At 72.1% G+C, this 22476-nt stretch carries 15 protein-coding genes; 8 read left to right on the top strand and 7 right to left on the bottom strand.

From position 1 onward, the window contains the following. Window position 1 precedes the first annotated feature (1 nt). From AB0D59_RS43310 to AB0D59_RS43285, 6 genes are all read right to left on the bottom strand, one after another. Entirely contained in the window at window positions 2-2203 is a 2202-nt protein-coding gene (locus tag AB0D59_RS43310; RefSeq protein WP_362576854.1) for a bifunctional glycosyltransferase family 2 protein/CDP-glycerol:glycerophosphate glycerophosphotransferase, read from the bottom strand. Window positions 2204-2327: 124 nt separating this feature from the next. Next, window positions 2328-4625, bottom strand: coding sequence for a bifunctional glycosyltransferase family 2 protein/CDP-glycerol:glycerophosphate glycerophosphotransferase (locus tag AB0D59_RS43305; RefSeq protein ID WP_362576852.1), 2298 nt, complete (start codon window positions 4623-4625; stop codon window positions 2328-2330). A gap of 187 nt (window positions 4626-4812) precedes the next feature. Continuing rightward, on the bottom strand, window positions 4813-5652 hold the full coding sequence (locus tag AB0D59_RS43300) for a carbohydrate ABC transporter permease (RefSeq protein ID WP_351746716.1): 840 nt from the start codon (window positions 5650-5652) through the stop codon (window positions 4813-4815). Continuing rightward, on the bottom strand, window positions 5649-6980 hold the full coding sequence (locus tag AB0D59_RS43295) for a sugar ABC transporter permease (protein WP_362576850.1): 1332 nt from the start codon (window positions 6978-6980) through the stop codon (window positions 5649-5651). Before AB0D59_RS43295 ends, AB0D59_RS43300 begins: the two co-directional genes overlap by 4 nt. Window positions 6981-6987: 7 nt before the next feature. Further along, window positions 6988-8370, bottom strand: a complete 1383-nt coding sequence (locus tag AB0D59_RS43290; protein ID WP_362576848.1) for an ABC transporter substrate-binding protein — start codon at window positions 8368-8370, stop codon at window positions 6988-6990. A 162-nt stretch (window positions 8371-8532) separates the two neighbouring features. Then, window positions 8533-12642: an FHA domain-containing protein gene (locus AB0D59_RS43285; RefSeq protein ID WP_362576846.1), complete on the bottom strand. Its 4110-nt coding sequence runs from the start codon at window positions 12640-12642 to the stop codon at window positions 8533-8535. Window positions 12643-13058: 416 nt separating this feature from the next. Here AB0D59_RS43285 and AB0D59_RS43280 point away from each other — a divergent pair, with 416 nt between their 5' ends. From AB0D59_RS43280 to AB0D59_RS43265, 4 genes are all read left to right on the top strand, one after another. After that, a complete protein-coding gene (locus AB0D59_RS43280) occupies window positions 13059-14801 on the top strand; it encodes a serine/threonine-protein kinase (RefSeq protein WP_362576844.1) in 1743 nt (580 codons plus the stop codon). Window positions 14802-14912: 111 nt separating this feature from the next. Continuing rightward, on the top strand, window positions 14913-16142 hold the full coding sequence (locus AB0D59_RS43275; RefSeq protein WP_362576842.1) for a serine/threonine-protein kinase: 1230 nt from the start codon (window positions 14913-14915) through the stop codon (window positions 16140-16142). Between the two features lie 122 nt (window positions 16143-16264). Beyond that, window positions 16265-17371 (top strand): peptide chain release factor 2, encoded by a 1107-nt coding sequence (gene prfB, locus AB0D59_RS43270; protein WP_351701428.1) that lies wholly within the window; start codon window positions 16265-16267, stop codon window positions 17369-17371. Window positions 17372-17694: 323 nt separating this feature from the next. Further along, window positions 17695-18336, top strand: coding sequence for a hypothetical protein (locus tag AB0D59_RS43265; protein WP_362576840.1), 642 nt, complete (start codon window positions 17695-17697; stop codon window positions 18334-18336). A gap of 139 nt (window positions 18337-18475) precedes the next feature. On the opposite strand, the gene AB0D59_RS43260 is transcribed toward AB0D59_RS43265, so the two are convergent. Beyond that, on the bottom strand, window positions 18476-18667 hold the full coding sequence (locus tag AB0D59_RS43260; protein WP_362576838.1) for a hypothetical protein: 192 nt from the start codon (window positions 18665-18667) through the stop codon (window positions 18476-18478). A 247-nt stretch (window positions 18668-18914) separates the two neighbouring features. Between AB0D59_RS43260 and ftsE the strand changes: the two genes are divergently transcribed. From ftsE to smpB, 4 genes are all read left to right on the top strand, one after another. Continuing rightward, entirely contained in the window at window positions 18915-19604 is a 690-nt protein-coding gene (gene ftsE, locus AB0D59_RS43255) for a cell division ATP-binding protein FtsE (RefSeq protein ID WP_059203505.1), read from the top strand. 62 nt (window positions 19605-19666) lie between these two features. After that, window positions 19667-20587 carry a permease-like cell division protein FtsX gene (ftsX, locus tag AB0D59_RS43250; protein ID WP_362576836.1) on the top strand — a complete coding sequence of 307 codons (921 nt, stop codon included), beginning with the start codon at window positions 19667-19669 and terminating at the stop codon, window positions 20585-20587. Window positions 20588-20655: 68 nt separating this feature from the next. Next, a complete protein-coding gene (locus tag AB0D59_RS43245; RefSeq protein ID WP_362576834.1) occupies window positions 20656-21825 on the top strand; it encodes a S41 family peptidase in 1170 nt (389 codons plus the stop codon). A gap of 69 nt (window positions 21826-21894) precedes the next feature. Continuing rightward, the gene (smpB, locus tag AB0D59_RS43240; protein WP_351701596.1) at window positions 21895-22437 is read left to right on the top strand and encodes an SsrA-binding protein SmpB; all 543 of its coding nucleotides are present in this window, start codon (window positions 21895-21897) and stop codon (window positions 22435-22437) included. Window positions 22438-22476: the final 39 nt, after the last annotated feature.

Below are 22476 nucleotides of genomic sequence, written 5' to 3'. Positions count from 1 at the left end.
ATCAGCTCCTCACGAAGGCGGTGGTGGCCGGGGCGGGCAGGCGTTCCGCGAGCGGGATCAGCGGTGGGAGTGACTCCGGCGACTGGCCGAGGAACACCCGGCGTACGACGCGTTCGGCGGCCAGACCGTCGTCGAACTGGCAGAAACGGTCCCGGAACCGGGCCCGCAGCCGTTGGGACTCCGGGCCCCGGTGGACGCCCTCGCGAAAGATCCGGGCCAGTTCCTCCGGGGTGTGGGCGACCGGGCCCGGCGGCTCGGCCATCAGGTCGAAGTAGACGCCCCGGGTCTGCCGGTAGACCTCCCAGTCGTCGGCGTAGACGACGATCGGCCGGTCCAGGTTGGCGTAGTCGAACATGATGGAGGAGTAGTCGGTGATCAGCGCGTCCGCCGCGAGACACACGTCCTCGGCGGAGCGGTGCGCGGTGACGTCGATGACCCGGCCGGTACCCGCGAAGGCTCCCCGGTCGTAGAAGTAGTGGGCGCGCAGGAGGACGACCACGTTCTCGCCGGCCGCCTCGCAGAACGCCTCCAGGTCGAGACCGGCCTCGAAGCCGGTGTGGTGGTCGCGGTGGGTGGGGGCGTACAGCACGGCCGTCCTGCCGTCCGGGACGCCCAGGCTGCGGCGGGCCCGGACCACGTCGTGGCCGGACGCCGTGTAGTAGACGTCGTTGCGCGGGTAGCCGTACTCCAGCGCCTCGTACGAGCCGGGGAAGGCGCGCTCCCAGGTCTGGGTGGAGTGCCGGTTCGCGGAGAGGTTGAAGTCCCAGCGGTCCACGCGGCCGAGCAGCTTGGTGAAGCTGCCGGTCCGCGCGGCGACCACGGGGTACGTCGACTGGTCGACGCCCATCTTCTTCAGCGGGGTGCCGTGCTGCGTCTGCAGATGCACGCTGCCGGGCCGCTTGACGACTCCCTCGGCGAAGTTGGCGTTGTTGACCAGGTACTTGGCGCGGGCCAGCACCTGCCAGTAGCGGCGGCTGCCGATCACCGCGTACTCGACGTCCTGGGGCACGGTGTGTTCCTGGCCGGCCTCGACCAGGAACACCGAGCGCAGCCGCGGGACGAGTTGGCTGGCCGTGGCGTGGATCGCGGCCGGGTTGCAGGCGTAACCGCGCCCCCAGTAGGCGCAGTACACGGCGAGGCTCTCGTCGAGCGGGCGGCGCAGGTCGAGGGCGTAACGCAGCCGGGTGAGCGGCAGCCGCGGGCGGGGCAGCAGCCCGGCCGCCCGGACCGCCGCCCGGTTGGCCCCGCGCAGCGCCCGGAACGCGGTGTACGCGCCCGCCGCGAGGAGCCGGTGCTGCACCCCGAGACTCCCGCCCGGCATCCGGAACCCGGCCGGGCGGTACGTGCGGTGCAGCCACCTCGCCCGCCGGAAGAACGCCCGGTGCCCGGACGGCAGCCGCTGCGGGCGGGCGGCCGTCCTCAGCACGGCCTCGACGAGCTGCTCGAACAGCGGCCGCGCCCGCTCGCCCGGGAGCCCCGCCGCGAACGCCCGTGCCAGCACCAGCTCCACCTGGTCGAGGAGGTCGTGCTGATGCGCACCCGGCAGGTTCAGCCGGCTGCCCTGCCGACGCAGCCGGTGCCGTACGACCACCGAACGCAGCACCGCGACACGGTCGGCGGCGATACCGGTCAGGCCGCCCCAGCCGATGTCCGTGAAGTGGCCGTCGGGGAAGCGCAGCCGACGGTCCCTGAGAAAGGCGCGGCGATGGGCCGCGCTCCACGCCGGCAGCGTCACGCCGGTCAGCGCGGGTGCCTCGGCCGGGGCGAAGGCGCCCCGCGGGGTGCCCGCCAGCAGCGGTGCCGCCGGGTTGGCCGGCTCGCCCTCCCACCAGGGCACCCGCTCGTGCTCGAAGTACAGCACGTCCACGTCACCGGTCCCGTCCAGCCGTGCCGCCAGCCGTGCCAGCGCGCCCGGCACCAGGACGTCGTCGCCGTCGAGGAACAGCAGATACGTGCCCTTCGCCGCCCGCATCCCGGTGTTACGGGCCCCGCTCAGCCCCGCGGACGGCGGTGAGTGCACCGGGGCCACCCGGGAGTCCCGCTCGGCGTATCCGGCGGCGACCGCGGCGGCCGGGGCGTCCGGCGCGTCGCAGACCGGGATCAGCTCCAGGTCGCCGAAGGACTGGGCGAGGACCGAGTCCAGCGCCTGGGACAGCCGGCCGGCGACCCCGTGGGACGGGACGATGATGCTGAAGCGGGGCATGCTGCTCTTTCTCAGGTGTCCATGCGGCCCGGCCTCCCCACGGGTCGCCAGGTGGACGGCCGCGACGGAGTGGGCCGCGAGGTGTTGGGGGGCATGAAGGAACTCCCTGGAAGGCAAACGGCGGTCAGCGGCCCTCGGTGACGGGCAGGTGGCCAGAAGGTTGCGGAACGGTGGCGAGCGGGGAGTGGGCGAGCCCCGAGGCCGCCGACGGCACGGGATGCCGCTCATCCAGCGGGATGAACCCCGGCAGCCCGGCCGGCTCGCCGAGCACCACATGCCGTACGACCCGTTCGGCGGCGCGTCCGTCGTCGTACCGGCAGAACCGCTCGCGGAACGCGGCGCGCAGCTGCGCGGAGCGGGAGCCGCGCCAGTGGCCGCTGGCGAAGATGTCGATCAGCTCGTCCTCGCTGCGGGCGACCGCGCCCGGCGGGGCGGAGCGCAGGTCGAAGTAGGTACCGCGGGCCGCGCGGTAGGCGTCCCAGTCCTCGGTGTGCACGACGATCGGACGGTCCAGGTTGGCGTAGTCGAACATGATCGACGAGTAGTCGGTGACCAGCGCGTCCGAGGCGAGGCAGAGGGACTCCACGCTCGGGTGGTCGCTGACGTCGATCACCCGCGACCCGGCCGCGAGCGGGCCGCCGTGCCAGTAGTGGGCGCGGGCCAGGATCACGAAGCGCGGGCCGAGCCGGCGCACGATCCGGTCCAGGTCGAGCGCGGGGCGCTGGGTGCGCCGGTAGTCGCGGTGGGTGGGCGCGTACAGCAGTGCGACCGTGCCCTCGGGGACGCCGAGCGACTCGCGGATCCGGGTCACGTCGGCGGAGGTGGCCTGCTGGAAGACGTCGTTGCGGGGATAGCCGTATTCGAGGGTGGTGTAGCCGCCGGGGTAGACGCGCTCCCAGGTCAGGGTGGTGTGGCGGTTGGCGGACAGCAGGTAGTCCCACTTGTCGACGCCCCGCAGGAGCTCCTCGAAGTCCATGTCGGCGCCGGCCGCCGGGTGTTCCTGGAGGTCGAGGCCCATGTGCTTGAGCGGGGTGCCGTGCTGGGTCTGCACGAACACCTGGCCGGGGCGCTTCTTCAGCCGCCGGTCGAAATTGACGTTGTTGACCAGGTACTTGGAGCGGGCCAGTGCGGTCCAGTAGCCGAAGGTGCCCGGGCGCAGCCGGCGCGGGCCCGGCGGGACGGTGTGCTGGTGCTCGGGGCGGGCGATCCAGGAGGTGCGGATGTGCGGGGCGTGACTGCGGAACGCCGCCTCCAGCGCACCCGGGTTGCAGCCGTGGCCGCGGTTCCAGTAGGCGGCGAAGACCGCGCGGTCGGCGCGCAGCGGCAGGCGCAGCTGGACGCGGTAGTGCAGCTGGAGGAGGGCCGAGCGCAGGCCCCGGACGGACTTGACGCCGGCCTTGACCGTGCGGCGGCCACCGGACCGCGCCAGCTGGAGGGCGCGGTAGGTGCGGTGCAGGCCGTAGTGGACGAGACCGTGGCGGAGCCGGGTGCGGAGGGGGTACCCCCGCTCGAGCGGAGCCGAGAGTGGGGGAGGGACCGGCGTGCCCGCGGCCCGGTAACGGCGGTAGTGGGCGCGGGCCCTGCGCAGGAACTCGGCGCGGGTGCCGCGCGGCAGCCGCTCCCGCCTGGTGAACACCGTCGAGAAGTGGTCGATCATCCGCCGGAACAGCACCGGCCGCCAGCGGGCCAGTTCGGGCCGCTCCTCGATGAACGCGAAGACCCGGTCGTACTGTTCGAAGATGTCGAAGTGGCTGCGGCTCGTGGTGCCGAGAATGCTGCCCTGCCGCCGCTGCCGGTAGTGCACACAGACCCGGTCCAGGGTCGCGAGGGACCCGGCGGTCATCAGGACCGGATAGGTCCAGGGGGTGTCCTCGTAGTAGCCGGACGGGAAGGCGAAGTGGTGCTCCGTCACGAACTCCCGCCGGTACGCCTTGTTCCAGGCCACCATGAGGACGCGGAGGAGGCCCGGCCGGTCCTCGAGCCGGAAGGGCGCCGGGCCCTGTTCGGTCAGCTGGAACGCGACCTTGTTGCGCTCCGCCCGGCCCGTCCAGAAGGTCCGCGCGTAGTCGTACACCAGCACGTCCGGCTCGCCGGTCTCCTTGATCCGGTCGGCGATCGCCCGCAGCGCGTCGGGGGTGAGGGTGTCGTCGCTGTCCAGGAAGAGCAGGTAGTCGCCGCGCGCCTGCTCCATCCCGGCGTTGCGGGCAGCGCCCAGGCCCTGGTTCTCCGGAAGGTGGACGGGCCGTACGCGCGCGTCGCGGGCCGCGTACTCGTCGATGATCGTGCCGCAGGCGTCCGGCGAGCGGTCGTCGACGGCGATCAGTTCCAGATCGGGATAGGACTGCGAGAGCACCGAGTCCAGGCACTCGGGCAGATACGCCTGGACCTTGTACGCGGGGACAATGACACTGAACCTGGGCAAGGGGCATCCATGGGTCGGTCGGCGCGGGCGTTCTGCCCGGGAACGGCCAATGGAATGATTTGGTTACGGTTCTCTACGTCATGTGGGTTACGTTCCGTGCTGTGCTTTCCGGGGGACGGCACCCCCGGATCCGTGGCGAAGGGCGAGCCGATGGCCGACTCGCCCTTCTTCGAACTGCCTTGTGCGGTTATTTGACCGCGCCGGCCATCACCCCCGTCACGAACTGCCGCTGGAACGCGAAGAACACCGCCAGCGGGATCACCATCGAGATGAAGGCGCCGGGGGCCAGCACGTCGACGTTGTTGCCGAACTGACGGACCTGGGTCTGGAGCGCCACCGTGATCGGCTGGGTGCCCGACTTGGTGAACACCAGCGCGACCAGCATGTCGTTCCACACCCACAGGAACTGGAAGATGCCCAGACTCGCGATCGCCGGCCCGCCCAGCGGCATCACCACCCGGGTGAACAGGCGCAGTTCACCGGCGCCGTCGAGACGGGCCGCCTCCAGCAGCTCCCGCGGGATCTCCGCGAAGAAGTTCCGCAGCAGGAACACCGCGAACGGCAGTCCGAAGCCGACATGGAAGAGGACCACTCCGAGGATCGTCCCGAACAGGCCGATCTTGCCGAAGAGTTCGGCGATCGGGATCAGCGCGACCTGCACGGGGACCACCAGCAGGCTGACCACGATCAGGAACCACCAGTCCCGGCCGGGGAACTCCATCCACGCGAACGCGTAACCGGCCAGCGCCCCGATGATCACGACCAGGACCGTCGCCGGGACGGTGATCAGGACGGTGTTCCACAGCGAGTTGGTGATGTCGCTGTTCTCCAGAAGGTTCTGGTAGCTGTCGAAGGTGAGCTGGGACGGCTTGGCGAACACGTTCCACCAGCCGCTCGCGCTCATGTCCTCCGGGGAACGCAGGGAGGAGGCGAGCAGCCCGATCGTCGGCACCAGCCAGAACAGGGCGACGACGATCAGGAAGAACCGCACCAGACCGCCGTTGATCTTCTCCAGCAGCCAGCTCATCGCCGTTCCTCCCGTCGCAGCCTGCGCACGTTGAACCACATCACCGGGATGACGAGGAGCAGCAGGAACACCGCGATCGCGCTCGCGATGCCCGGCTGGCCCTCCGCGAAGCCCTTGCGGTACAGCTCCAGGGCGAGCACGTTCGCGTCGTCCTGCGAGGAGCCCGGCGCGATGATGTACACGAGGTCGAAGACCTTCAGCACGTTGATCATCAGGGTGACGGTGACCACCGCGAGGACCGGCGCCAGCAGCGGCACGGTGACCTTGCGGAACACCTGCCACTCGGTCGCCCCGTCGACCCGGGCCGCCTCGAGGAGTTCCCGGGGGACACCTGCCAGTCCGGCCGCGATCAGCACCATCGCGAAGCCCGCCCACATCCAGATGTACGACCCGATGATGGCCGGCGTGACCAGGGACGGGCCGAGCCAGTCGACGCCGTTGTAGGGCTGCTTGAAGTTGCTCGCCGGGAGCTTGAGCCGAGCTCCGTCGGCAGCGGCGGGGAGGGTGAAGGTGCCGTCGGCGGCGGCCTTGGCCGAGGCCACCACCTTGCCGTCCTTCACCGCCTCGATGCGCATCCCGTCGTAGCCGACCTCGGACGGGTCGGGGGCGCCGAGCCTGCCGACGCCCTTGCCGCGGGTGAAGTCCTGCCAGGTGGTGCCGGTGATCTTCCCGGGGTCGGGCCGCGCCGCCACGGCCTTCTTCGCGCCGTCCGGCATCTGGTCCGGGGCGACGCCCACCAGGGGGAGGGCGACGGTCTGCCCGGTGTGGACGGTGGCCGTGGTGACGAAGCCGCCCTGGTCCGGCTTGAGCGGCGACTCCCGGCCCGGGTGGGCGTTCGGGAACGCGGAGGACTGGGCGAAGGTGTCGTGGACGCCCACCCAGACCGCGTTGGCGACCCCCTTGTCCGGGTCCTGGTCGTAGACGAGACGGAAGATGATCCCGGCGGCCAGCATCGAAATCGCCATCGGCATGAAGACGACCAGCTTGAACGCCGTGCCCCAGCGGATCCGTTCGGTCAGCACCGCGAAGATCAGACCGAGGGCGGTGGAGATCGTCGGCGCGAACACCACCCAGATGATGTTGTTCTTCAGGGCGGTGCGGATGCCGTCGTCCGTGAAGATCGCCTTGTAGTTGTCGAAGCCGGCGAAACCGTCGCCGTTCGCGTTGTAGAAGCTGCGGATCAGCGAGTACCCGATCGGGTAGACCACGAGCGCGCCGAGCAGCACCAGGGCGGGGAGGAGAAAGAGGAACGCCACGGTCCTGCGGGTGCCGGTCACGCTCTTGCGGTGGCCCGGTGGAGCGGGGGCCGTGGTCGCGGGTGCGGCCATCGCCCGGTCAGCTTCCGCTGCCGTAGGCGGCCGCCGCGTCCTTCTCCAGCTTCGCCTGGGTGCCCGCGACGTCCTTCGGGTTCTTCAGGAAGTCCTGGAGGTCCTTCCACTCGCCCTTGCCCGGGGTACCGCCGAACGCCTGCGGGGCCTGGTCGGACATGTCGAAGCGGAAGTCGTCACCGGACGCGATCAGGGCCTTGGCGATGGTGCGCTGCACCTCGTTCGGGTACGCCGAGTTCGGCACGCTCTTGTTCGGGGAGAGATAGCCGCCGAGCTTCGCCTGGATCGTCGCCGCGTCCGGGGAGGCCAGGAAGGTCGCGAGGGCCTGGGCGCCCTTGGAGTCCTTGAAGATGACGGCCGCGTCACCGCCGGAGACCACGGGGGCCGCGGAGCCGACCGCGGGGAACGGGAACACCTTGGCGCCCGTGCCCACCTTCGCCTTGGTCTCACCGATGTTGACCTGCACGAAGTCGCCCTCGTAGACCATCCCGGCCTTCGGCTGGTCGCCGCCGGTGAAGGTCTGGGTGACCGAGGCAGGGAACTCCGTCTGCAGCGCGCCGTCCGCGTCGCCCGCGACGTAACCCTTCTTGCCCCAGATCTGGGCGAGCGTGGTCAGCGCCTGCTTCACCGACGGGTCGGTCCACTTGATCTTGTGCTGGGCGAGCTGGTCGTACTTGTCCGGGCCCGCCTGGGAGAGATAGACGTTCTCGAACCAGTCGGTCAGCGTCCAGCCGTCGGCGCCGCCGACCGAGAACGGCGTGACGCCCGAGTCGTACACCGTCTGCGCGGTCGTCTGCAGGTCCTGCCAGGTCTTGGGTTCCTTGGCGCCCGCGTTCTCGAAGACCGTGGTGTTGTACCAGATCAGCGACTTGTTGGCGGCCTTGTAGTAGACGCCGTACTGCTTGCCGCCGACCTTGCCGATGTCCTGCCAGCCCTGCGAGTAGTTCTTCTGCACTTCCTTGACCGCGTCCGCGCCGAGCGGCTTCGCCCAGCCCTTCTGCACGGCCTGCTTGATCGCGCCGGGCTGCGGCAGCAGCGCGATGTCCGGCGGCTGACCGCCCGCGATCTTCGAGCCGAGGAAGTTGATGATCGGATCCTGGGCGGGCACGAAGGTGACCTTCGCACCGGTGCGCTTCTCGAACTCCGCGAGCACCTGCTTGAAGTTCTTCTGCTCCTGCCCGGTCCAGACGGCGGCCACCTCGAGCGTGGTGCCGTCCAGTTTGGGGAGGGTGAGGGTGGAACCGGACGTACTGGCGCTGTTCTCCGAGCCGTTGTGGTCCTTCTTGTCGTCGCTGCCTCCGCACGCGGTGAGCGCGAGGGCTCCCGCGAGGAGTGCCGCGAGCGTGGTGACGGCCCTGCCTGTCCGGATGGTGTTGCTCATGGCGCGCATCACTTCCCCGTTCGTCGTTCCTCGTTGAACGTCAGAACTCTGTCCCGTGCGCTCCGGTGTACGCGGGGGTCGTCCGTGCGGCAAGGGTGCGTACAGGTGAGGGCCGGAGATCGTGATCGCCTCGTGATCGGTCGCCCTCGCCGGCAGCGGCGGGGGCCTCCGCTACAGAAGCGAGGGGACCTCCGCAGCCGAGACCTCTCTCGCCGCTCTCTCCACCGCGCTCGCCAGCAGCGCCAGGTCCGTCGGGCCGTTGCCCAACTCCCTTACCGGGCGGCGGGTCGGGGGGTCGCCCATGCGGGGCCAGTCGAGGGGGACGACCGTGGGGCGCTGGGTCGCCGTGCGGGGGATGCGGCCGGTGACGCGGCCCGCCTGGAACGCCGTGACGTGGCCGTCCGGTGTGGTCAGGCGGCCGCGGCCCGGGGCCGGTTCGTCGGGGCCGGCGGCCGGTGGGTCCAGGGTGACGCGCAGGGTGGCCCGCCGGGCCGGTTCCGTCTCCGCCGTACGGCCGCCCGCACCGGCCGCCGCGATCAGGTGGACGCCGAGCCGGTCGCCCTCCTTCGCCACCGCCTCCAGCGCCCGCATCACGGAGCCGGCGGCCGGACGGCCCGGCGAACCGAGGGCGGGCGAGACCAGGGCGTCCAGATCGTCGACCACGACGACCAGACGGGGCAGCGGCGGCGGCGCCTCCGTGCGCCGGCGGGCGGCGGCACCGGCCGACGGGCGCAGCCGGAGCGTCGAGCTGGGCGGTGCCTCTATGTCGGCGGCGCCCGCGGCGGCGGGACGGCCGCGCTGGGCGACGATCCGGCCCGAGACCTCCCGCTGGGCGTGCCAGTCGGTGAAGTCGGAGCGGCCCAGCAGCTCGGTACGCCTTTTCAGCTCGGCGCTCAGTGACTGCGCCAACTCCCGCATCCGGACCGGGTCGTTGACGGAGAGGTGGGTCGTCACATGCGGTATGTCGGTGCACACCCGCAGGCCCTCGCCGGGGCCGGCGCCGGCCCCGGTGCCGACGCCGTCGCGGCCGTCGATCAGGACGATCCCGAGCCGGTCGGGGCGCTCGGCGGCGGCCAGCGAGGCGACCATCGCCCGCAGCAGCTCCGTACGGCCACTGCCGGGCGGGCCCTCGATGAGCAGATGCGGTCCCTCGGTCACCAGGTCGGCGCCGAGCGGGCCGCGCGGTCCGGCGCCGAGCACCGCCCGGGCCCGGCCGCCCAGCGACTCGGCGTCGTCGGCCGCGTCCGCCCAACGGGCCATCAGCGACGCCGGGGTGGCCCGCGCCAGCCCCAACTCGTCCAGCAGGCGGGCGGACTGGGGGAGCGGGGTGGCCACGCGCGTGTGCCGGTCGCCGGCCGGTCCGTCGGGGCGCAGCGGGGCCAGCGCCCTCGCGAACCGCTCGGCCCAGGCGGCGGAGACCGCGTCCACCGCGGCCAGGGTGCCGGGGCCGAGCGGACCCGCCGCGTCGGTGCGGGCCACCCGCAGCAGATGCAGAGCCGTCGCCACGTCCCCGCTGAGCAGGGACACGGTCCCGCACTCCCGGAACGTGGGGGTCACCGCGCACGCCGCCTCGTAGGTCTGGGTGACCGGCGAGGTGGGCGAGGTGGGCGCGGTCTCCGCCAGGCAGATCACATGCACTCCGGCCCGCGGCCCGGCGACGGTCAGCCGCGCCACCGCGTCCCGCAGTGCCGAGCCGCCGGGATCGCCGTCCACGACGACGACCGTGTACGGCCCCGGGAAGCCGCCTCTGCCGTCGCCGTCGTCGGCGCCGAGGTCGTCGCGGGCCCAGGAGGGGCGGTGGGCGTCCTCGGCGGGCGGGGCGTCCGCGGTCGTACCCGCCAGGTTCGGGCGGTCGGAGGCGGTGGCCGGGCGTCGGGGCGCGGACAGGTCCTCCACCCTGCGCAGCAGTTCCTCCACGCGGGCCGCGGCCTGTTCGCGGTCGTAGGCGAGCAGGAGCCGGCAGTCCTGGCCGTGCCCGGGGCGGACGTGCGGAAGCCAGCCGAGCCAGGACCACTCGGCCGTGCGCTCCTCCAGGGAGCGGGCCCGGTCCGCGCTGATCAGCACGATCTCCAGCAGGTCGGGGGAGTGCAGCGCGGCGAGCTGCGCCAGTACGGCGCGGGCGAGACCGGCGAGGCGGGTGCGCGGGCCGGCGAGGCCGAGGGCGCCGGCCTCGCGCAGATCGGCGGTGACCGGTACGGCGGGGAGCAGCCCCGGTCCGTCGGGCGCCGGGCGGTCCGCCGTGCCGAGCCGGAACGTGAGCGTCTCCGGGTGGCCGGGGCCGCGCTCCCAGAGGCGGGGGCCGGGGCCGAGCGCGGTCAGCAGCAGGGCGGCGGGGTCCGGCCAGGTCTCGGGCTGGGCGGGGGCGCCGGCCGACGCGGTGCCGCCGTCCTCGGCCGCGGGCTCGCCGTCGGCGGCCGACGGCACCTCGCCACGCCCGCCGGCCAGCCGCCGCGCCCAGGCCCCGAGCCCGCCACGCCTGCGGGCGCCGGGCAGGGCGGGGGCGTCGGTGCCGCGCAGGGGGGTGCCTTTGCGCCGGCCGGAGGAGGCGGCGGGGGCGGGGCCGTCGGAGACGTCGCCGGCCGACGGGGCGCCGTCCGGGGAGGCCCGGTGGTACGCCGCCGCCGGGTCGGAGGCCGCGGGCCCGGTGGCGCCGCTTCGGGTACCGGGGCCGGGCGTGGGTCCGGTGGCGCCGCTTCGGGTACCGGGGCCGGGCGTGGGTCCGGTGGCGCCGCTTCGGGTACCGGGGCCGGGCGTCGGCCCGTTGGAGCCGCTTCGGGCGGCGGGGCCGCCGAGAACTCCGGAGCGGCCGGCGTGGGTGTCGCCGGAGCGTTGCGTGGGGGTGGAGCGGTCCGTGGCGGCGGGGCGCTCCGTGGACATGGAGCGGTCCGTGGCGGCGGGGCGTTGCGCGTCGCCGGAGCGTTGGGTGGTGGCGGAACCGCTGCGTGGGCCGGGCAGCCCGCCTCGGCTTCCGGCCGACGGGGGCTCGTACCCGTGTCCGGCCGAGGGAGGCTCGTGCCTGGGCCCGGCCGACGGGGGCTCGTACCCACGTCCGGCGGACAAGGGCGGCTCGTGCCCGGGTCCGGTCGCCTGTGCTCCGTCCCAGCGTCCTGCTGCGGACGGTTCGTGCCGGGATCCGGCCGGCTGCGATCCGTCTCCGCGTCCGGCCGACGGGGGCTCGTGCCTGGGCCCGGCTGCCTGCGAACCGTCCCCACGCGCGGCGGTTTGCGGTCCTTCCCCGTACCCGGCGCCCGTGGGGAGCCCGCTGCCCTGCCCGGCCCCGGCCGCCGGGGCCCCGCTGCCCCACCCGGCCTGCGGCGACCCGCCGCCCTGGCCGGTCGTCGGCAGCCCACCGCGGCTCTCGATCCTCGGCGCTTCCCCCTGCGCGGGTACGACCGGTGACTCCACCGGCCCGTGCTCCTGGCCCCCCGCCGCTCCGCCCGAGGCCCCCCAGCCCGCCGTGCCGTAGGCGTGATGGGTGCGGCCCGCGGGGCCGGTCGAGCCTTCGGAAGCAGCCGTCCCGCGCGCGGGACGCGCGAAACCGCCGGCCGCCAGGCCGTCACCGCCGGTCCCGTCGGCCGTGTCGCCGCCCTCCGCGCCCTCACCCCCGAGCAGCACCCGCACGCATCCGTCCCCGTCCGGTGCCGTGCTGACCCGGGCTCCCGGTCCCCCGGACGGCGTAAGCCGCAGGGCCGATTCCCCGATGCGCAGGAGCGCTCCCGGGGCGAGGCGGACCGGGCGGTCGGTGACGCGGGTGCCGTCCAGGGCCGTGCCGTTCGTGGAGTGCAGGTCGGCCACCGAGACGCGGCCGTCGGCGGCGACCGTGACCGCGCAGTGCAGCCGGGAGACGTCCGGGTCGTCGAGCGGGACGTCGGCGTCGGCGGAGCGGCCGATGGTGATCTGGCCGCCGTGCAGGAGATGGACCCCGCCCGCGTCCGGGCCGGCGATCACGTGGAGCTGGGCCGGGGCGTCGTCCAGCTCGGGATGCGGCTCGGGGGCGGCGGGCGCGCCCAGGGACAGCACGGCGCCGTCGACCAGCGGGGGCTCGCCCAGGATGCGGCGGCGGGCGTCCAGCCGCTCCGCCCCGGCGTACAGCACGACGGGGGCGCCGCTCGTCTCCCGGCCGCCCGGTCCGCCGTCACCGGTGACCGCCGAGGCCAGCGCGGAGGCGACCGCGGCCAGATCCGTGCCCGCGGGTGCCGTCACCAGCACGTCCCGGCTCACGGTCCGGCCCCGCTGCGCGGCAGGGCCCAGCGGGTCTACGACGGTCAGCCGGATCTGCATCGCGTCAGCGGTCCCTTCTGCGCGGGCGCGGAATTCCCCCCACCACCACGAGCACGTCGGCCAGTTCTGCTGTCGCACGCATCCTCGCACCTGCCACTGACAACGCGCCCACGACCCGATGGTAAGTGATCTTGATTGGTCAGCTCTGCCCCCAAAAGTGCCTGACCAATACCGCGCGGGTGATCACTTGAGATCGGTCACGTCCGGACCCGGCAACCACCGGACCGAAGCGAGCGTCTTTCCATCGAACAAGTGCGGGAACGCCTACGTATGGGGATACGTCCGGAACACTCGTCGGCCGCCTACGGTGCGGGGGAAAGCACAGCCGGACGACAGCCCGGTGCCAGGGACCACGGCACTACAGTGGGTCGGACACAAGAACCGGACACACCAGCAAGCAACAGGGAGCGGATGACGTGCGGCCGGTAGGCAGCAAGTACCTCCTGGAGGAGCCGCTCGGACGCGGCGCCACCGGTACCGTCTGGCGTGCCCGCCAGCGGGAGACCGCGGGCGCCGAGGCGGCCGTGCCCGGCCAGCCCGGGGAGACCGTCGCGATCAAGGTCCTCAAGGAAGAGCTCGCCAGCGACCCCGACATCGTGATGCGGTTCCTGCGGGAGCGCTCCGTGCTGCTCCGGCTGACCCACCCGAACATCGTCCGGGTCCGCGACCTGGTCGTCGAGGGCGATCTGCTGGCCCTGGTCATGGACCTCGTCGAGGGCCCCGACCTGCACCGCTACCTGCGCGAGAACGGCCCCTTCTCGCCGGTCGCCGCCGCCCTGCTGACCGCCCAGATCGCCGACGCGCTCGCCGCCAGTCACGCCGACGGCGTCGTGCACCGCGACCTGAAGCCCGCCAACGTGCTGCTCCAGCAGTACAACGGCCAGATGCACCCGCTGCTGACCGACTTCGGCATCGCCCGGCTCGCCGACTCCCCGGGCCTGACCCGCACCCACGAGTTCGTCGGCACGCCCGCGTACGTGGCGCCGGAGTCCGCCGAGGGCCGCCCGCAGACCTCCGCCGTCGACATCTACGGCGCCGGCATCCTGCTGTACGAGCTGGTCACCGGCCGCCCGCCGTTCTCCGGCGGCAGCGCCCTCGAGGTCCTCCACCAGCACCTGAGCGCCGAGCCGCGCCGCCCGTCCACCGTGCCCGACCCGCTGTGGACGGTCATAGAGCGCTGCCTGCGCAAGAACCCCGACGACCGGCCCAGCGCCGAGAACCTCGCCCGCGGCCTGCGGGTCGTCGCCGAGGGCGTCGGCGTGCACGCGAACTCCGCGCAGATCGCCGCCGCCGAGGGGGTGGGCGCGCTGCTGGCCCCCGACCCGGCGCCGACGGCCGTACCGGGGTCGGCCGATCCCACGCAGGTGCTGCCGAACACCGGTGCGCCCGCCGGATCGTACGACCCGAACGCGGTGACCAGCTTCCTCCCGCACACCGGCGGCCCGACCGGCGCCGCCGACCCGACCGCCGTGCTGCCGAACACCGGCGCCGCCGACCCGACGGCCGTCATGCCGCCGATGCCCCAGGGGCAGCCGGGCCAGCAGCAGCCGGAGCAGCCGCACCCCTGGCAGACCCAGCTCCGCGCGGCCCGCGACCGCAACGAGCAGACGCAGGTCCAGTACCTCGACCCGAACGAGGACCCGCTGCGCCGCCGCCCGCAGCGCCAGGTGGCCCGGCCGCAGGAGGCGCCGCCGCGCCAGGCCCCGCAGCAGCAGCCGGTACGCCGACCGCAGCCGCGCGGGCAGCAGGGCGGCGGGTACGGGCAGCAGGGCGGATACGGCCAGCAGCAGCCCGCCGGGTACGGCCACCAGCCGCAGCAGTACGCCCCGCCGCCGCAGCAGCCCCAGCGGCCGCAGCAGCGCTACGCACCCCCGGCCGCCCCCGCCGAGCCGCAGCGGGCCCCGCGAGAGCCGCGGCAGCGCAGCGCCAACCCGATGAAGATCCCCGGGCTCGGCTGCCTCAAGGGCTGCCTGTTCATGGTCGTCATCCTGTTCGTCGCGGGCTGGCTGATCTGGGACCTGACCCCGCTGCACACGTGGGTGGGGGAGGGCAGGGGTTACTGGAGCCAGCTGAAGGACTGGACGACGTCGGTCAGCAACTGGTTCGGCGACCTCGGCAGCGGCAGCGGCAGCGGCAGCGGCTCCGGCAACAACAACTGACCGCGAGTCTGGGGATTTGTCGACACCTGGCGGGTGATTTCCGCCTCCGTGGTGAAGGTTGGCTCATCGGACGCGTACTTTTGTCGGCAACACGCGTCTGTAGGAGCAGCCTTGGCACGGAAGATCGGCAGCCGGTACACCGCCAACCAGATCCTGGGGCGGGGCAGCGCCGGCACGGTGTGGCTGGGCGAGGGGCCGGAAGGGCCCGTCGCCATCAAGCTGCTGCGCGAGGATCTCGCGTCCGACGAGGAGCTGGTGGGCCGCTTCGTACAGGAGCGCACGGCCCTGCTGGGCCTTGAGCACCCCAACGTGGTGTCCGTCCGCGACCTCGTCGTCGACGGCAACGACCTCGCCCTCGTCATGGACCTGGTCCGCGGTACCGATCTGCGCACCCGCCTGGAGCGGGAGCGGCGCCTCGCGCCCGAGGCGGCCGTCGCGATCGTCGCGGACGTCGCGGACGGACTGGCGGCGGCGCACGCGGCGGGCGTGGTCCACCGGGACGTGAAGCCGGAGAACGTCCTGCTCGACATGCAGGGCCCGCTCGGCCCCGGCGGTGCCCACCCCGCCCTGCTGACCGACTTCGGCGTGGCGAAGCTGATCGACTCCCCGAAGCGGACCCGCGCCACGAAGATCATCGGTACGCCGGACTACCTGGCCCCGGAGATCGTGGAGGGCCTGCCGCCCCGGGCGTCCGTGGACATCTACGCGCTCGCGACGGTCCTGTACGAGCTCCTGGCCGGCTTCACCCCGTTCGGCGGCGGCCACCCCGGGGCGGTCCTGCGCCGTCACGTCACGGAGACCGTCGTCCCGCTTCCCGGTATCCCCGAGGAGCTGTGGCAGCTGCTCGTGCAGTGCCTGGCGAAGGCGCCGGCCTCCCGGCTGCGGGCATCCGAGCTGGCCACGCGGCTGCGGGAGCAGCTGCCGACGCTGGCGGGGATGCCGCCGCTGGACGTCGACGAGCCGGAGACGGAGGCGTCGGAGGAGGCGGCCGAGGAGACGGCCGCCGCTCCGGCCGCGGAGGAGCAGCGGGTACGGCGCCGGGGGGCCGTCTCCCTGGTACCGGGGGCGAAGCCGGACTCCAACCGGGACACGCACACCTCGATGAGGGTGCCGGGTCCTGACGAGCTGGCGGGCGGAGCGCGGGGCACGGCCAGGGCGCCGAGGGCGTCCGGGGCGCCGCGACCGGGCTCGGCCCGGCACAAGGCGGCGGCGCGGCGGCGCAGGGTGACGCTGGGCGTGGCCGGGGTCGTGCTGGCGGCCGCGGTGGGCGTCGGCACCTGGCTGGCCACCTCCGGCGACGACTCCCCGCCCCAGGACACCCACAGCACCTCGACCCCGTGACCCTCCGCCCGCCCGCCTGACCCGGCAACCGCGGTCCCCGGGCACCCCGCCCCACCAGGCCGACGGGCCGGGCGTCGGTGGCCGGGCGCTGTGCGGTTGGCGGAGCCGTTACGCTGGGAGGCGTGGCAGTCGTCGATGTATCCGAAGAGCTCAAGTCCCTCTCCTCGACCATGGAGTCGATCGAGGCCGTTCTGGACCTCGACAAGCTGAGGGCAGACATCGCCGTGCTCGAGGAGCAGGCGGCCGCGCCGTCCCTGTGGGACAACCCGGACGAGGCGCAGAAGATCACCAGCAAGCTCTCCCACCTCCAGGCCGAGGTCAGGAAGGCGGAGACGCTGCGCGGGCGGATCGACGATCTTGCCGTGCTGTTCGAGATGGCCGAGGAGGAGGACGACCCGGACACCCGTGCCGAGGCCGACTCCGAGCTCGCCGCCGTCAAGAAGGCACTGGACGAGATGGAAGTGCGGACGCTGCTCAGCGGGGAGTACGACTCCCGCGAGGCGCTCGTGAACATCCGCGCCGAGGCCGGTGGCGTCGACGCCGCCGACTTCGCCGAGAAGCTGCAGCGGATGTACCTGCGCTGGGCGGAGCAGAAGGGCTACAAGACCGAGGTCTACGAGACGTCGTACGCGGAAGAGGCCGGCATCAAGTCGACCACCTTCGCCGTGCAGGTGCCGTACGCCTACGGGACGCTCTCGGTCGAGCAGGGCACCCACCGGCTGGTGCGGATCTCGCCGTACGACAACCAGGGCCGGCGGCAGACCTCCTTCGCGGGCGTGGAAGTCCTCCCCGTCGTCGAGACGACCGACCACATCGAGATCGACGAGTCCGAGCTGAGGGTGGACGTGTACCGGTCCTCCGGGCCCGGCGGGCAGGGCGTCAACACCACCGACTCCGCGGTGCGCCTCACTCACATCCCCACCGGCATCGTCGTCTCCTGCCAGAACGAGCGGTCGCAGATCCAGAACAAGGCGACCGCGATGAACGTCCTCCAGGCCAAGCTGCTCGAGCGGCGCCGGCAGGAGGAGCAGGCCAGGATGGACGCCCTCAAGGGCGACGGCGGCAACTCCTGGGGCAACCAGATGCGTTCGTACGTCCTGCACCCGTACCAGATGGTCAAGGACCTGCGCACGGACTACGAGGTCGGCAACCCCGAGGCCGTCTTCAACGGCGAGATCGACGGCTTCCTGGAGGCCGGAATTCGCTGGCGCAAGCAGCAGGAGAAGTAACTTTGTCGACTTGCCCATGGTGAGTCGGCCGATCCGGAACTGCCGCCCCCGTGGCGGCAGTTCTCGTATATCCGGGCCGCGCCAGGGTTATGTCTGGGTTTTACATCACACTCACAGGCTTCAACTCCCCGCATTAGGCGCGCAACTGGACATCGCGCCCGCAACGGCCTTGACGTTGCTTTGAAAAATGGGAAAGGTGAAGCGTGGCGTGCGTATCTTTGGGGCGCATGAGAACCGGGGGGCTTGCGCATCCGTAGCTATCTCCGTAGAGCACAGCCCCAGCGCCGCCAACCTGACATTCAGCTACTGGGGGTAGCAACCAGATGACCAAGAAGACACGGATCCGGGTCGCGCGGATAGCCGCCTGCGCCGTGATCGCCGCCGGTGCCTCGCTGACCGCCGCCGGCGCGGCCTCCGCCCTCTCCATCGGCGTCGAGGCCAACGAGGACGGCCTGACCGCCACCGTCAGCACCGGCGACGATCCGACCGACGACCCCACCGGGATCCCGACCGGCCCGGCCACCAGCGAGCCGCCGAGCAGTGAGCCGACGGACGTGCCCACCGAGCCCACGGACGAGCCCAGCGAGCCGACCGATGAGCCCACCGAGCCGACCGACGAGCCCACTCAGCCGACGGACGAGCCCACCGAGCCGACCGACGAGCCGACCACCGACAGCCCGACCGACGGCAGCGGCACGGGCAGCGGCGACGGTGGCAGCGGCAACAACACCGGCACCGACGGCAACTCGGGCACCTCCGCGCAGGAGGAGGGCTCCTCCGCCCTCACCGACACCGGTTCGGACACCTCGAACGCCCAGGCCCAGGGTGGCGGCGACCAGCTTGCCGAGACCGGTGCCGCGCAGACGACCTTCCTGGTCGTCGGTGCCGCCACGATGATCGCCGGCGGTATCGGCTTCCGTATCCTGCCGCGCCTCATGACCGGCCGCGGCGGCGCCGCGGCCTGACGGTAGTCATCCGCTCGCAGAGCGAATGCGTCACATACGGCGAAGGGCCCGGAGCAGCGGCTCCGGGCCCTTCGATCGCTTTTCGCAGGCTTCGCCGCGCGCTTTTCGGTGACCTTCGCTACGCGGTCCGAGACCTTCGCTACGCGGTCTGATGCGCCAGCAGCGCCACCGCGGCGATCAGTACCGCCAGCAGCCCGATCAGCGCCATCGGGTTCAGACCGCCCAGGAAGTTCTCCTGCTGAAGACGCTCGCGGTTGGCGCGGCACACGTGGCACCGGCCTTCGCTCACAGGCGCCGCGCAGTTCGCGCACACCAACCGGTCGTACGTCATGCGCTCGCCCTCCTTGCACCGGCCATTACCCTTACAACGCTCAACGGAACGAGAACGTTCCCCCTCCACTGTGCCAGGTTCCCCCGGAAAGGGCGCGGCCGTCCGCGGACTCCGCCCCGGCCTTCCGGAAAGACTGCCCCGGAACAAACCCGCACAAGCCTCACCCAACCGTGACCGGCGCCTGCGCTTCCTCACCCGACTCGCGTATGGTCACGCTCATCTACCCCCGGCGACCCGTGGTGCATCCGTGATCCGATTCGACAATGTCTCCAAGGTCTACCCCAAGCAGACCCACCCCGCACTCAGGGATGTGTCCCTGGAAGTGGAGAAGGGCGAGTTCGTCTTCCTCGTGGGATCCTCCGGCTCCGGGAAGTCCACCTTCCTGCGGCTGATCCTCCGCGAGGAGCGGTGCAGTCACGGCCAGGTGCACGTCCTGGGCAAGGACCTCGCCCGTCTCTCCAACTGGAAGGTGCCGCAGATGCGCCGCCAGCTCGGGACGGTCTTCCAGGACTTCCGCCTGCTGCCCAACAAGACGGTCGCCGAGAACGTGGCCTTCGCCCAGGAGGTCATCGGCAAGTCCAAGGGCGAGATCCGCAAGTCGGTGCCGCAGGTGCTCGACCTCGTCGGGCTCGGCGGCAAGGAGGACCGCAGACCGGGCGAACTCTCCGGTGGTGAGCAGCAGCGCGTGGCCATCGCGCGGGCCTTCGTCAACCGGCCCAAGCTGCTGATCGCCGACGAGCCGACCGGCAACCTCGACCCGCAGACCTCCGTCGGCATCATGAAGCTGCTCGACCGGATCAACCGGACGGGCACCACTGTGGTGATGGCGACGCACGACCAGAACATCGTGGACCAGATGCGCAAGCGCGTCATCGAGCTGGAGAAGGGCCGACTCGTCCGCGACCAGGCCCGCGGCGTCTACGGCTACCAGCACTGACACCGATGCACACGTTCCCGACGCATCACGCGCTCCACGACGGAAAGGCATAACCCGACGCCATGCGCGCCCAGTTCGTACTGTCGGAGATCGGAGTCGGTCTCCGCCGCAATCTGACGATGACCTTCGCGGTCGTCGTCTCGGTCGCCCTGTCCCTGGCGCTCTTCGGTGGCTCGCTCCTCATGAGCGACCAGGTCACCACCATGAAGGGCTACTGGTACGACAAGGTCAACGTCTCGATCTTCCTCTGCAACAAGAGCGACGCCGAGTCCGACCCCAACTGTGCCAAGGGCGCGGTCACCGAGGACCAGAAGAAGCAGATCCAGGCGGACCTCGGCAAGATGACCTCGATCGTCGAGAAGGTCACCTACGAGTCGCAGGACGACGCGTACAAGCACTACAAGGAGCAGTTCGGCGACTCGCCACTGGCCGACTCCCTCACGCCGGACCAGATGCAGGAGTCGTACCGGATCAAGCTGAAGGACCCGCAGAAGTACCAGGTGGTCGCGACGGCGTTCGACGGCCGCGACGGCGTCCAGTCCGTGCAGGACCAGAAGGGCATCCTGGACAACCTCTTCGGGCTGCTGAACGGCATGAACTGGGCGGCACGCGCGGTCATGGCGATGATGCTGGTCGTCGCCCTGATGCTGATCGTCAACACGGTGCGCGTCTCCGCGTTCAGCCGTCGGCGCGAGACCGGCATCATGCGCCTGGTCGGCGCCTCCGGCTTCTACATCCAGGCCCCGTTCATCGCGGAGGCCGCCGTCGCCGGCCTGATCGGCGGCACGGTCGCCTGCGGATTCCTGGTGATCGCCCGCTACTTCATCATCGACCACGGCCTGGCCCTCTCCCAGAAGCTGAACTTGATCAACTTCATCGGCTGGGACGCGGTGTTGACCAAGCTCCCGCTCATCCTCGCAACGAGCCTTCTGATGCCCGCGCTTGCGGCGTTCTTCGCGCTGCGCAAGTACCTGAAGGTGTGACGCATGCCAAGAGGGTCGTACGGGCAACCGCCCGTGCGGCCCTCTTGCCTTGTCCTAGACTCACCGGCATGTCAGGCCGAGAGCTGTTCTGTCAGCCCCGCCGGGTTCGCCGGGGGGCGGCTCTGACGTTGGTGTTCGCAGGGCTGTTGGTGACCGGGGCGGCCACCGGGGCGTTCCCCGACCCGGGGCAGCCCGACCGGAAGACGCCCACCGGAGCCGCCCGCGCGGCCGACCGGCACGAGGACGTCGCCAAGGCCGCCGCCGACGCGATGGCCGACGGCAAGTCCCCCATGGAGGCCGCCGAACGGGCCGTGAGCCGCAGCGGGGACCGGTGGGCCGCGGTCTACTCCGAGGGCGAGTACCAGGAGTTCGAGGAAGCGCTCGACGGCCAGTACACCGGTGTCGGGCTGTGGGCCCGGCGGGAGCGGGACGGCCGGATCGAGGTGACCAAGGTGCAGGCCGGGTCGCCCGCGGCCACCGCCGGCATCAGGAAGGGCGACCGGCTGCGCAGCATCGACGGGGCGGCCGTCGACGGGCGGCCCGTCACCGACGTCGTCTCGTTACTGCGCGGTGACGCCACCGACGCCCGCGCCGGTACGACCGTCACCCTCGGCCTCGAACGAGGCACGCACGCGTGGCGCGAGACCCTGCGCCGGGCGCTGCTGTCCACCGACTCGGTGACCGTCCGCAAGCTGTCCGCCGGTATCACCGTCATCAAGATCTCCGCCTTCACCAAGGGCTCGGGGGAACTCGTCCGGGACGCCGTACGGCAGGCCCCCGCCGACGGCGGGATCGTGCTCGACCTGCGGGGCAACTCCGGCGGCCTGGTCAGTGAGGCCGTCACCGCCGCCTCCGCCTTCCTCGACGGCGGCCTGGTCGCCACCTATGACGTCGACGGCGCCCAGCGCGCCCTGCACGCCGACGCCGGCGGCGACACCGCGAGACCCCTGGTCGCGCTCGTCGACGGCGGCACGATGAGCGCGGCCGAGATGCTCACCGGCGCCCTCCAGGACCGCGGCCGTGCGGTCGTCCTCGGCTCCCGCACCTTCGGCAAGGGCTCCATCCAGATGCCCACCCGGCTCCCCGACGGCTCGGTCGCCGAACTCACCGTCGGCCACTACCGCACCCCCTCGGGCCACACCGTCGACGGCCGGGGCATCACTCCCGACCTGGAGGTGGGCTCCGCGGCCCTGGAGCGGGCGGAGACCGTACTGAGCGGCCTGGGCGATCCCTCGTGACCCCCTGCTAATCCGCTTCCCCCGCACCCCCTCCGTAGTGCGAAAATGGAAAGCACTATGGCCAAGGGAATGTACGTACCGAAAGAGTCCCAGCAGAAGCAGCAGGGGACGGCCGCCAAAGCCAGGGACGGCGAGAAGGGCGGCAAGCGCAAGATCGTCGCGCAGAACAAGAAGGCGCGGCACGACTACGCGATCATCGACACCTACGAGGCCGGCATCGTCCTGTCCGGCACCGAGGTGAAGTCGCTCCGCCAGGGCCGCACCTCGCTGACCGACGGCTTCGTGCAGATCGACGGGAACGAGGCGTGGCTGCACAACGCCCACATCCCGGAGTACAGCCAGGGCACCTGGACCAACCACTCGGTGCGCCGCAAGCGCAAGCTGCTGCTGCACCGGGAGGAGATCGACAAGCTGGAGGCCAAGTCCCAGGAGACGGGCCACACGATCGTGCCCCTCGCCATCTACTTCAAGGACGGCCGCGCGAAGGCGGAGATCGCCCTGGCGCGAGGCAAGAAGGAGTACGACAAGCGGCAGACCCTGCGCGAGCAGCAGGACCGGCGGGAGTCGGACCGGGCGATCGCGGCGGCGAAGCGGAAGCAGCGGGGCCAGTAGGGCGAAGCCGCCGGGAATACGGTGGCATCGGTGTGCGTT

The sequence above is a fragment of the Streptomyces sp. NPDC048417 genome (assembly GCF_040651615.1).
Classification (GTDB): domain Bacteria; phylum Actinomycetota; class Actinomycetes; order Streptomycetales; family Streptomycetaceae; genus Streptomyces.
The sequence above is the reverse complement of the archived record's forward strand: the minus strand, read 5'-3'. Positions and strand labels throughout refer to the sequence as shown.